Source organism: Thalassolituus sp. UBA3500 (assembly GCF_002377545.1).
Lineage (GTDB): Bacteria > Pseudomonadota > Gammaproteobacteria > Pseudomonadales > Oceanobacteraceae > Thalassolituus.
The window spans coordinates 78,523-90,188 of record NZ_DFQB01000032.1 but is presented as its reverse complement, the minus strand read 5'-3'; the positions used below and the strand labels follow the sequence as shown (position 1 = coordinate 90,188).

Sequence of the window (11,666 nt, the reverse complement as noted above, 5' to 3'; positions counted from 1 at the left end):
AAAAACAGCGCACGAGAAATCGAGCCGCTCTTTAATGTTGACACTGCTTGCCGTTTTTTCGAGTACAAAACCCATCTGCTCAGCAACGGACATAAACAGGTGGTTAAATATCTCAAGTGTTACCGGGTCGTACTGCGCAGACTGATCATCAATCGCTGACGCCTCCATCGATTGCCGCTCCAGTACCAGCGCACCACTGGCTAGGACGTTCAGTTGCCAACCCGGTTCAATAACGTGTGTCGAATTCTGATCGGTCAACAACAGTGGGCCTGTTGCTATAAACCCTTCTGGTAACTCCGCGCGATCATAAACATCGACCTCGTGCCAGCGCCCCTGTGCGTATAGACGCGTTGTTGAGCGCGCTTCTGTATCGCTAGCCGATACCTTTGGTAAATCCGCTTCAGGCAATATTGCCCCTGCCACGGTCACTTCGACCTGCAATGCATCCAGCAAGACGCTTTTCTCAGGGTATATAAATCCGAATAATTGTTTGTGCTGTATTTCAAACGACGCTCTGGCGTCGGCCTCATTGATCCAATCAACCAGCAAAGGGGTGTCCGAGCCTTCATATCGCAGGTAAACCCGCACAGTGCAGTCGCCAGCCAGTGGACTCGCAGACGATAGATTTTTCACTCGCTGCCTGATTTCTGCTGCGGCCACTGACAGTTCTTTTTCAACCGCCTCTTCACCTAACCAGCGCTGATCGGCAATACCAATACCATAGGCAGATAAAACGCCCGCCATGGGATGCAGATAGACCGTACTTATTCCCAGGGCAGCAGCAACCGCACACGCATGTTGGCCACCTGCGCCACCAAATGCACTAAAGGCATAGTCCTGTACGTCGTAGCCACGCTGTACTGAAATTTTCTTAACCGCAGCGGCCATGCTCTCGACGGCAATATTCAGAAAACCTTCTGCAAGTTGCTCAGTCGTCCATAGATGCCCTGTTGCCTCGGTGACCTGCTCAGCCAATTCAGAAAATTGTGCCTGCACAGTATCGAGATCCAACGGCTGATTCTGCTCTGGACCAAACACAGAAGGAAAAAATGCTGGATTCACCCGCCCCAGCAACAGGTTGCAATCAGTGACGGTCAGAGGGCCGCCATTGCGATAACAGGCGGGCCCCGGATAGGCTCCGGCAGATTCTGGCCCTACCTGTAGACGGCCATCGGCAAAGCGGACGATAGAACCGCCACCGGCCGCGACCGTATGAATATTCATCATGGGTACTCGCAAACGCACGCCGTTCACGACAGTTTCAGTTTCGCGCTCAAGCGTCCCTGCGTAGTGACTGACATCCGTTGAGGTGCCTCCCATATCAAACCCGACGATGCGCTCAAAGCCATCGGCTTCCGCCGTCCGCACCATACCGACAACACCGCCTGCGGGGCCCGACAGAATCGCATCACGCCCCTGAAACACTTCGGCTTTGGCGAGCCCACCGTTAGACTGCATAAACTCAAGATCAACACTCTGAGAGGCCGATAATGCCTCTGCCACCTGGTTCACATAACGACGCAACACAGGAGAGAGATAAGCATCGGCGACGGTTGTCTGGCCACGCGGAACAATTTTGACCAGAGGGCTGACGTCATGACTGAGAGAAATCTGGGTATAGCCAATATGCTGAGCAATTTCGCGAATGCGTTTTTCGTGCGCCGGATAACGGTATGCATGCATCAACACAACCGCGACACACCGGAACCCTTGATCATAGGCTTCCTGAAGCTGAACAAGAGTCGCTTCTTCATCGAGAGCAAACTCCACCGTGCCATCAGCCCGAACGCGTTCAGAGACTTCGTAAACTCGGTCATAGAGTGGTTCAGGTAAATGAATATTGGTCGCAAAAATATCAGGGCGGGTCTGATAACCAATATCCAGCTGGTCCCGTAGCCCTTTGCTGATCAGAAGAACCGTCGGCTCTCCTTTGCGCTCAAGCAGAGCATTGGTAGCGACAGTCGTGCCCATACGCACTGACGAAATATCGGTCGGTAAATCAGGGTGGCGAGCCTGCAGGCGCTGAATCCCCTCAACGGCTGCATCCGCATAATGATCGGGGTTCTCGGATAAGAGTTTGTAAGTCAGTACCCGTTGATCTGGCGTTAAGGCAACGATGTCAGTAAAGGTGCCGCCCCGGTCTACCCAGAACTGCCAATGTGTTTGCTGTGAAGCTGATGCCATGATCCGCGCTGCCTCTGAAAATCTGAATCAGCGCGGATGATACCATCACGGCATATTCGCGACCCAGCGTGCGACAGCCTTCAGGTCTTCGTCACTCATATTGCCAACGACCGCAGTCATCGGAGAATTCTTTCTCGACTCATCGCCCTGCTTAAACTTCAGCAATGTCTTCTCAAGAAATTCGTACGGCTGACCCGCAATCCGGGGATACGTGTGACTGCCATGCCCTTTGTCACCATGACAGGCAAAGCACAACGACTGATACACCTGCCGCCCTTTCATATCGGGTTCGGGCCGGTTATCGCGAGGGGTTACAGGTTTATCTGCGAAGTATACAGCTACCGCAACGCGCTCTTCTGCGCTCAGGATTTCCGCCAGTTTGCTCATCACGTAGTTTTTGCGTGTTCCCGAGGCGAACTTCTCAAACTGAGTAAACAAATAAGCGGGATTCTGGCTGGCCAGATTCGGCACATAGTCGCGCACGGAATTACCGTCCTTGCCATGACAGCGGAAGCAGAACTGTGCTCGCTCCTGCCCTTGTGCATTGGCCTTCTGGCGAGCTTCAGGGTCAGCCACAATATTTTCAAACTGCTGCAGTAATCTGGCCGCTTGCTCTGGGCTATCCGCAGACGGAGTGTCAGCACTCGCAATTGCAGAGAAAGAAGTCAGTAAAACGACAGCCAGGACACAAAGACTGATATTAATAAGGCGATTACTCATGAAAAAGACAACTCTTGCAGGCATAACGATCGTGAGCGCCGAACATACTCAAGGCCGCCAGCCTATGGCCAGCGGCAAATAATACCTGAGTGTCTATTTCTTGCTGAAAACTGACTCAGATCAGTATTTACGAAAGCTGTTTTACATCGGAGAAAATAAACGTGCTGTGTGTGCTACGCACTCTGAGTTATCGAAACAGAAGGTCATAGGAAGCTCGTTTGTCAGTGGTGTTTCCAGACCAAATAACATCAGATGCAGACCACCAGGCTCAAGCGTCACGGACTCTCCTGCGGGGACTTCGAGCGAGTCGATCTGACGCATTTTCATTACGCCATCTTCGTGCAAATGTGTGTGGATCTCGATGGAGCTGGCCCATGGGGCCGATACTGAAACCAGGCGCTGCAGTTCATTACTGGTGTTGGTCAACGTCATAAATGCAGCACTCATGCTACGCCCCGGAACAGGTTCACGAACATACGGGTCATTAATAATGACAGAATCAGCAGAAGCAGAGATCGAGACAAGCGCGGTTACCGCAAAACCGAGGGCGTATTTCAGACAGAATTTCATCATGGACAACCTTAATTACAACCAAAACCAGACTTCTGCCTGCAACAGTCAGAAGACGCTCGATAATACGCCATACAGCGGCGTATTCAGAGCGGCAGATTGTCGCACAGGCGACTGGTTATCACACTGCCGGGCGCCAGTTCACCGCGTCTTCGAGGCTGTCTAATGGTCGGGTAAAGTAATAGCCACCCAGACCATCAACCCCTGTCTGACGCACGGCATTGACGTCAGGAGCCTCTTCCAGCCCTTCCGCCAGTACCAACAGGTCCAGGTTGTGTGCAATCTGAACCATACTCTGAATATAGAATTTATGATCCTGTGCCAGATGCACACCGCGGTTAAAACTGCCGTCGATACGCACATAGGCCAGTGGCAAGCGTTGCAGATAGGCGAATGCCATGGTGCCCGTGCCTACCTGATCAATGCCGACATCGACACCGAAAGGTTGCAGTTTCAGCGCAAGCCGGGCAATCGCGTGTTCTGCTGAGTACAGCGCAAACTCCGGTACCTCAAGCGCGATACGACGCGCCTGTTCAGGGTATCGGGCAAGAAGCTCAGCCAGCGACTGATGGAAACTCTCATCCAGCACAGACGCAGGCGACAGGTTGACGCAGAAGCGGACCGGCTCGGCGTTTTTATCAAGGCCGCCCATCGAGTTGAACACTTTTTCAATCACCACCAGGTCAAAACGCGCGGCCAGTCTGTGCTGCTCAATCATTGGCCAGAAGCGAGCCGCAGATAGCGTTTGCCCTTGCCAGCCCACACGGCTGAACACTTCTACCTGTAACAGCTTCTGATCGTGATTAGAAATCACAGGCAGGTATTGCAGCTGAATACTCTGCTCTTCAAGAACAGTATTCAGCAAAGTCCGCCATTCACCTGCGGTCCATTCATCAAACTCAGAATCACTGCGCTGGTACAACTGATACTTAGCCGTGGGCTGACGCTGTGCCTGGCGCAAGGCGGCATCGGCACGACTGAAGGCATCCACAGGGTCATCCTGATCCCCCTGCAGGAAAACAGCTCCCATATGGAAGCAGAGTTCGTTTCGCTGAGATAATGCTGAAACGCTCATCAGACTGAACGCCTGCTGTACGATATCGTCCGCCTGAGTGCGATCAGCACAAGGGACAAACAGAGAAAAATCGGCACCGGCACGGCGCCCTAATAAACTGTGCGGGTAATCCGTGCGCCATTGTTCAAGCGACTTACCCAGCAAAGCCAATAAATCATCACCAGCCTGACGGCCCGCATTCAGGTTGAATTCAGCAAAATTCTGAATCTGCATAATAACCAGCACGCCGCTGTGTTCATCATCGCGAGACAGGATATGCCCAAACTGCTGATCAAAGCCCCGACGGTTGAGCAGACCCGTAGGCGCATCAAGATACGACTCTTCGCGCAGCCGCTCGGTCATTTCAGCCTGCTCAGCGAAAATTGCCTGTAGCTTACGCACCATTTTATTCATGGCCTCCACGACACGGCGCAGTTCGCGCGCGCGGGGAATGTTCTCCTGCACCTGAAGATCACGTTCGGATATCGCCAGAGCCTGCTGCTCAACCCGAACCAACGATCTGAACAACAAGCGCAGTAGCAGTTGCAACGCCACCAGCGCAATCAGCAGCACCCAGGCGAACCAGATCATTTCAGCACTGATCATGCCCCACAGGTCGCGGTACGCAAAATCCGCATGACTGATGACGGTAACCGTACCCAGGCGTTGCCAGCCTCGGGTGACGTCGGCCTCGGCCGGGATAAGCTCAAGGGGCACCAGTTTCTGGAACCATTCAGGCGCACCGCCGCTGCTGAACGCTTCACGAGCGCGACGATGAAGAGTTTCACCGTCGGTCCGGGCAAAAGTGATGTCTTCAAAAAATCCGCGATCAAAGAGCACGTCCATCAGACGGGTCTGCTGCACAGAGTCATCTGCATCAATCTGCGACATAGAAAGCGCCAGAGAGGTAGCCGCATCATACGCCCGACCGTTAAGCTGCTGTTCGAAGTAATCACGTCCATTGATCACAGTAACGACCAGGTTTCCTGCCAGCAACACGACGACCAGCAGACTGGCGAGTAGAGAAAATTGTTGTCTGAGTGTCATGAGCTTATAAGTCCATACCTAGGTTATTCATCCGGACCCGAAGGTCCGTCCATAAATCAAGTTTGTTGGGGTCTCCCAACAGTATCCCCTGCCCCTTCATTTTGTCGAGCCACATTCCATTCGCATTGAAGCTGTAAACCGGATCAAGATCCGGACGTTTACTGGCAGGACGTATCTGATTGATCAGATTATCAAGCACCAGAGGAATGGCATCAGGGGTGGGGAAATACGTCAGTACCATATGTGCCTGATTCAAACGCACCGCCTTAACATAGGTGATACGCAGCTTTGAGACATCCACCCCGATTTTAGACAGGGTGTAATACTTTGCGATTACGTAGTCTTCGCAGTCGCCACCATTGGTACCCAGTGCCTCATAGGGAGTCGCCCAGTAGTCGATCTTTCCCCAGTGTTTATCATCGTTATAAAAAGGCACACGTTTATTAAAGAAGTAATTGACCTCTTCAAGTTTTCTGTCTTCCGGATAGTTGGCCACCCGCTCCATCATGCGACGCCAGTCTTCGATACGACGGCCAGCGCTGTAGTCGTATTCTTTTTCAGCCCGCGCCACCAGATCCTCTGGAACCCACTGATTCACGTCAGCCACCAGAGTCGCTGATATCAGCAACGAACTCCAGAATAGCTTTTCAGACAAAGCAGTAGTCAGACGTTTCAGCTTCATGAACAGTAATGCCAGGCTCGGGTAAACAATGAACGCCCAACAGACCAGAATCAGGGGCTGTATAAACTATAGACGTTCCCAGCATTTTCGCTTTCAATCACTCGCTCAGGGCCCGCCCGCTGGACGCTGCGGCGCTTTTTCGGCAAACTCGCAGCAGAAACACACGCATCTGGATACAACCATGTCACGCATACTCCTTCTGCAAGGGCCTAACCTGAACCTGCTCGGCACCCGTGAACCCCATATTTACGGTTCAACCACGCTGGCGGACATTGAGCAAACGCTGCGCCCTGCTGCTGAAGCCGCCGGACATGAGCTGGAGCAGCTGCAAAGCAATGCCGAGCACATCCTGATCGACCGGATTCACGCCGCACGCGACGACGGCACCCGCTTTATTCTTATCAACCCGGGTGCCTTCACTCACACCAGCGTAGCGATTCGCGATGCCCTTGCTGGCGTGGCAATCCCCTTCATTGAAGTACACATTTCTAATGTGCATGCTCGCGAGCCATTCCGTCAGCACTCGTACCTGTCAGACATCGCTCAGGGCGTCATCTGTGGGTTGGGTGTACAAGGCTACGAACTGGCGCTGCAGGCTGCCATTACACAGGTAAACGCATAATCATGTCCTGGATCCAGATCCGAATTCATACCAACAGCGAATGGGTAAGCAAAGTCGAAGACACTCTGATGGAGTGCGGCTCGCTGTCTGTCACACTGAAAGATGATGCTGACCAGCCGATTCTCGAACCCGAACTGGGCACGACCCCCGTCTGGGACGAAACCTGTGTCATCGGCCTCTTTGAGGCAACACGAGACCCCGCCGAACTCAGTGCAGAACTGAACAGCGTATTTTTTCTGAAAGCCAAAGCAGACCTGCCTCGTCATAAGATCGAGATCCTCGAAGACAAAGACTGGGTGCGAGAATGGATGGATAACTACCATCCAATGCAGTTCGGCGAACGACTCTGGGTATGTCCGAGCTGGAAAGAGCCTCCGCAGAAGGATGCGGTTAACCTCCTGCTCGACCCGGGTCTTGCCTTCGGTACCGGCACCCACCCAACCACGTCGCTGTGTCTGAAGTTTCTCGATCGTGAAGTAAAAGGCGGCGAACTGGTCGTCGACTTTGGCTGCGGCAGCGGGATTCTGGGTATCGCTGCCCTGCTTTTAGGTGCCAATCACATGGCAGGCACGGATATCGACCCGCAGGCGCTACTGGCCACCGAAGACAACGCTAACCGCAACGGCATCAGCCGTGACCAATATGAAATCTATCTACCAGAGAATACGCCTGAACTGCAGGCCGATATTATGGTCGCAAACATATTAGCTGGCCCGCTTGAGCAATTGGCGCCAACCATTGCAGGACTGACACGTAGCGGTGGTAAACTCGCCTTATCCGGCCTGCTGGCAGAACAAGCCGAGACCATCAGCCAGTGCTACGGTCAATGGTTTGAAATGAACGCACCGGAGCAAGAAGGCGACTGGGTCGTACTCACAGGGATAAAACGCTGAAATGATGTTGTTTACGCAGGTAACCCGTTGTCCTCATTGCCAGACCAGCTTTCGGGTGGGCGATGAGCAGCTGGAGGCAGCAAACGGCTATGTCCGGTGCGGCTCCTGCCTGCAGGTATTTAACGCCACAGAATACTTTGTCGGCGAACGTGAAGAAGCACAACCAGCCCCCCAAGAGACGCTCCCTGCGGAGGAAACCTCAGCCGAAACCGTGACTGAGCCGGTCAGCGATCATGCCAATGATACCGCGACCGACACTAAGCCCGAGCCGCAATCTTTCGCGTTTACCTTCGCCGACGATGAGCCAGAGCCAGAGCCAGAGCCAGAGCCAGAGCCAGAGCAGCCTACGGCGAAGATTTTTGAATTTGAACCCCTGTCTCCATCACGCGCCGCACAGCAAAAATCCGCCGTCGCAAACCATCTGATCGACCTCTCAGAAGAAGATCACGAAGACACGACCGACGATGAGCTGGACCTCGAAGATTCTATGCTTATTTCGGACGACGGTATTATTCATGCGCCCTCTATAAATCAAGAGCACAGAAACACCGAGCGCAGAAATAATGACAAGGACGAGCATCAGCCTGACGAGTTTCCGACTGAAGAAACCGAACCGTTTGTAACAGACGACATCACAGCGTTTGATGTCAGCAGCGTATTAGATGATTCTGATGGTAATGCCAAAGACATCCCGGACGTCATCGCTGACATTATGGCGGCAGATCAGCCTGATCTGCCAACCAGCACGCCGGATGAATCGCCACTGCCATCGACGGATACACCGGAAATTTCCAACCCGGATATCACCAGGCCAGACACACAGACGCCTGAAATTGATCTGCCCGATAGCGATTCTCCAGAAATAGAGTTCCCTCACAGAGAGCCCGCGGAGCCTAAACTACCGGAAGAGGCACCCGAGCAGATACCGGACGAACTTCCGCTGCCTGACGTTGAAGAACCCGAAGAACTGCCTCCAGCACCGCCTGCGGATATTCCAGCGACCGAGCCCGCTGAAATACCCGATGTGCCCGAGCAGCAAGTACCTTTTACGCCACAACAAGAGGTACCTTTCATTCCTGAACGGGATGATGATTCGGCGCCGGTCGATTTTATTTCTGACGCGCCTGATGACTCTCCCTATAAGAGCTCAGACGATGACTTTGCCAGCCTGCTCGACGATGCGGTTGCCGAGGCCAGCGAAGACAGCACTTCACTGGATGAATTGCTGGAAAACATTGATGACGAAAACGCTGATGACGCTGATGACGATTTCCTCATCCACGACGATATGGAACCGGGCAACGCGCTTGCAGACCTGATTGGCGAAGAAAAAAAGGCTCCGACGGATACCGACGACAGCCTGCTCGAAAACCTCGAAGATCTGGTATCGGACGATTACTCAGATATTCTCGCCTCAACGCCCGACGAGCACGATGATAGCCAGTACGAAGATAAGTGGGCACTGGACCTGATCAATCAGGAACCTGAGACGCCATCAACCAAAGACGACCTGACTGCGCCTGACCTGGATACGATAGAGGCCTTTGAACAAGGCGAAGAGTTCTCTTTTACTGACATCCACAACCGCAACAGTGGTAAGCAATCCACCAGCGAAGTGAACTTACCAGGGGGGATGGAGACTGCGTCCCACGATGAAGGCTACACCGACGACTATTATGATAGCTATGCCGACGACACCGAAGAGGATCTGATTGCAGAACCTGAGCCAATTGTCGAAGAGATTGCCTACCCGGACACATTCCAGGCAAGCTCGACGACCCAAAACAGCAGCGAAACTGACTTTGCAGGTTTTACCGACGCACAATATGAAACCGAAACCCTGGATGGCAACCTGAACTTCAGTCAGGGCATCAATCTTGATATACCCACCGCCGAGCTGGACCCGCTGGAGCTGGAACAGCAGAAACCAAGCAACTACACAGGCCTCTGGTCAATCGGTGCTGCGATAATGATTGTGATCGCCGTGGCTCAGATCGGCTGGTTCCGCATGGACACACTGGCGAAGAATGAACAGTTGCGTCCAGTCTATACCGCCGTGTGTGATCTTGCTGGCTGTCAATTACCGGGCATTCAGGACACAAGCCTGATACGCGCCGCTAACACAGTATTCAACCCCCACCGCAGCATTGCCGATGCATTGGTCATCGACACTCTGCTGACAAACAGTGCCGGTTACGCACAGCCATACCCTGACCTTGAGCTCGAGTTCCGAGACCTCAATGATCGAATTGTCGCGCAGCGCACTTTCTCGCCTGAGGAGTACCTTGCAGGAGACGTCATGCCGGGCGATCTGATGCAATCACGAGTGCCTGTTCATATCGCAATTGAAGTGATCAACCCCGGCCCAGAAGCCGTCAGTCGTCAGATTTACATACGCCCCAACCAGTAAAAGTCAATGCTGAAATTGCGCAAAATATGCGCAGTTTTCCCTTTATTCATAAAGGGGTTGGGAGTATCATAGCGCCTCTTTTTCAGCACACTTTTTAACCAGAAGGCCACCGTCTTCTATGCCCTCAATTGGCCCTTACACGCTACCGAACCCCGTGGTTCTGGCTCCTATGGCGGGAGTCACCGACCGCCCGTTCCGCCAGCTCTGCCGAGAATTAGGTGCAGGACTGGTCGTCGGCGAAATGGTTTCTGGCAAGCCCGAATTGCGCAACACGCGTAAGTCGAAACTGCGCCTGGACCACACCGGAGAGCCCGAACCAATTGCCGTTCAGATCGTCGGTGGCGACCCGGAAATCATGGCCAACAGCGCCCGCTTCAATGTTGAGAACGGCGCTCAGATTATCGACATCAATATGGGATGTCCGGCGAAAAAAGTGTGCAACAAGGCTGCTGGCTCCGCATTACTGCGCGATGAAGCCTTAGTGAAAGATATATTGCAGGCCACAGTTGAAGCCGTCGATGTTCCTGTCAGCCTGAAAATCCGCACGGGCTGGAGTCCTGACTCCCGCAATGCCGTGCGCATCGCCGAAATTGCAGAAGCCGCAGGCATTGTATCTCTGGCGGTTCACGGACGTACCCGCGCGTGTGGCTATGCCAACACCGTTGAGTACGACACCATTCGTGACGTAAAAGCCAGCACGTCGTTGCCCGTGTTCGCGAACGGCGACATCACCAGCGCCCGCAAGGCCGCGGAAGTGATGAACTATACCGGCGCCGACGGGGTATTAATCGGTCGCGCCGCCCAGGGACAACCCTGGATATTTAGAGAGGTCGTTCATTTCCTCAACACAGGAAACGAACTCGCAGCACCAGATCTGCACGAAGTAGAAACGATTCTGCAGCGACATCTGGTTTCTCTCTACGATTTTTACGGTGAGTACTTAGGGGTACGCATCGCACGGAAACACGTCAGCTGGTACCTGAAGAGCCAGCCGGGCAACAGTTTCCGGAAACAGTTTAATCAATTAGACAGTCCCACCGCACAGATGGAATCGATTGCGGAGTATTTCCGTAATCCATCGTTAAGGAAGGAAGCAGCAGCATGAGCTCAGAAGCAATTATCAGACAGGTTGAACCAGTGACAGAACCAGCGAACTCCGAGAACCATTTCACCACCATCGCAGACTCGACACACACACTGCGTGAGAGCGTTGAGATCGCGCTCAAGAATTATTTTGATGCTATGGATGGCCAGCCAGTATCCGAGCTGTATGAAATGGTTCTGGCAGAAGTTGAAGCACCGCTGCTGGAAACCGTTATGCGTTACACCCGCGACAACCAGACCAAAGCGTCCATTGTACTGGGCCTCAACCGCGGCACGCTGCGTAAAAAACTTAAGCAATACGGCATGCTCTGAGCAACGCCCGATATAACGTTTTCAGACGGCTGAGATAATCAGCCGTTTTCACTTCCCGACTAGTTAAG

10 protein-coding genes are annotated in these 11,666 nt (G+C 53.2%); 5 read left to right on the top strand and 5 right to left on the bottom strand.

Annotated elements, in window-relative coordinates; genetic code table 11:
- From B2R29_RS07910 to B2R29_RS07890, 5 genes are all read right to left on the bottom strand, one after another.
- Positions 1-2,184, bottom strand: a 2,184-nt coding sequence (locus B2R29_RS07910) for a hydantoinase/oxoprolinase family protein (RefSeq protein ID WP_301180545.1), incomplete at its 3' end; no start/stop codon positions are given.
- A gap of 45 nt (positions 2,185-2,229) precedes the next feature.
- Positions 2,230-2,904 carry a c-type cytochrome gene (locus tag B2R29_RS07905; protein WP_301180544.1) on the bottom strand — a complete coding sequence of 225 codons (675 nt, stop codon included), beginning with the start codon at positions 2,902-2,904 and terminating at the stop codon, positions 2,230-2,232.
- Positions 2,905-3,045: 141 nt separating this feature from the next.
- Positions 3,046-3,477, bottom strand: a complete 432-nt coding sequence (locus tag B2R29_RS07900; RefSeq protein WP_301180543.1) for a copper chaperone PCu(A)C — start codon at positions 3,475-3,477, stop codon at positions 3,046-3,048.
- A gap of 118 nt (positions 3,478-3,595) precedes the next feature.
- Positions 3,596-5,575, bottom strand: a complete 1,980-nt coding sequence (locus tag B2R29_RS07895) for an EAL domain-containing protein (protein WP_301180542.1) — start codon at positions 5,573-5,575, stop codon at positions 3,596-3,598.
- A gap of 4 nt (positions 5,576-5,579) precedes the next feature.
- On the bottom strand, positions 5,580-6,257 hold the full coding sequence (locus B2R29_RS07890) for a transglutaminase-like cysteine peptidase (RefSeq protein WP_301180541.1): 678 nt from the start codon (positions 6,255-6,257) through the stop codon (positions 5,580-5,582).
- Positions 6,258-6,438: 181 nt separating this feature from the next.
- Between B2R29_RS07890 and aroQ the strand changes: the two genes are divergently transcribed.
- The 5 genes from aroQ (at position 6,439) to fis (ending at position 11,598) form a co-directional block, all read left to right on the top strand.
- Positions 6,439-6,879: a type II 3-dehydroquinate dehydratase gene (aroQ, locus tag B2R29_RS07885; RefSeq protein ID WP_301180540.1), complete on the top strand. Its 441-nt coding sequence runs from the start codon at positions 6,439-6,441 to the stop codon at positions 6,877-6,879.
- A 2-nt stretch (positions 6,880-6,881) separates the two neighbouring features.
- Complete coding sequence (gene prmA, locus B2R29_RS07880; RefSeq protein ID WP_301180539.1) at positions 6,882-7,772, top strand: 50S ribosomal protein L11 methyltransferase; 891 nt, start codon at positions 6,882-6,884, stop codon at positions 7,770-7,772.
- A gap of 1 nt (position 7,773) precedes the next feature.
- Positions 7,774-10,182, top strand: a complete 2,409-nt coding sequence (locus B2R29_RS07875; protein WP_301180538.1) for a DUF3426 domain-containing protein — start codon at positions 7,774-7,776, stop codon at positions 10,180-10,182.
- Between the two features lie 118 nt (positions 10,183-10,300).
- A complete protein-coding gene (gene dusB, locus B2R29_RS07870) occupies positions 10,301-11,287 on the top strand; it encodes a tRNA dihydrouridine synthase DusB (protein WP_301180537.1) in 987 nt (328 codons plus the stop codon).
- Positions 11,284-11,598: a DNA-binding transcriptional regulator Fis gene (gene fis / locus B2R29_RS07865; RefSeq protein ID WP_068439928.1), complete on the top strand. Its 315-nt coding sequence runs from the start codon at positions 11,284-11,286 to the stop codon at positions 11,596-11,598. Before dusB ends, fis begins: the two co-directional genes overlap by 4 nt.
- Positions 11,599-11,666 lie beyond the last annotated feature (68 nt).

What these genes read in the sequence shown, in the direction of transcription:
- B2R29_RS07905 (WP_301180544.1), bottom strand. Translation starts at nt 2,904, where the DNA reads ATGAGTAATCGCCTTATTAATATCAGTCTTTGTGTCCTGGCTGTCGTT.
- B2R29_RS07900 (WP_301180543.1), bottom strand. Translation starts at nt 3,477, where the DNA reads ATGATGAAATTCTGTCTGAAATACGCCCTCGGTTTTGCGGTAACCGCG.
- B2R29_RS07895 (WP_301180542.1), bottom strand. Translation starts at nt 5,575, where the DNA reads ATGACACTCAGACAACAATTTTCTCTACTCGCCAGTCTGCTGGTCGTC.
- B2R29_RS07890 (WP_301180541.1), bottom strand. Translation starts at nt 6,257, where the DNA reads ATGAAGCTGAAACGTCTGACTACTGCTTTGTCTGAAAAGCTATTCTGG.
- aroQ (WP_301180540.1), top strand. Translation starts at nt 6,439, where the DNA reads ATGTCACGCATACTCCTTCTGCAAGGGCCTAACCTGAACCTGCTCGGC.
- prmA (WP_301180539.1), top strand. Translation starts at nt 6,882, where the DNA reads ATGTCCTGGATCCAGATCCGAATTCATACCAACAGCGAATGGGTAAGC.
- B2R29_RS07875 (WP_301180538.1), top strand. Translation starts at nt 7,774, where the DNA reads ATGATGTTGTTTACGCAGGTAACCCGTTGTCCTCATTGCCAGACCAGC.
- dusB (WP_301180537.1), top strand. Translation starts at nt 10,301, where the DNA reads ATGCCCTCAATTGGCCCTTACACGCTACCGAACCCCGTGGTTCTGGCT.
- fis (WP_068439928.1), top strand. Translation starts at nt 11,284, where the DNA reads ATGAGCTCAGAAGCAATTATCAGACAGGTTGAACCAGTGACAGAACCA.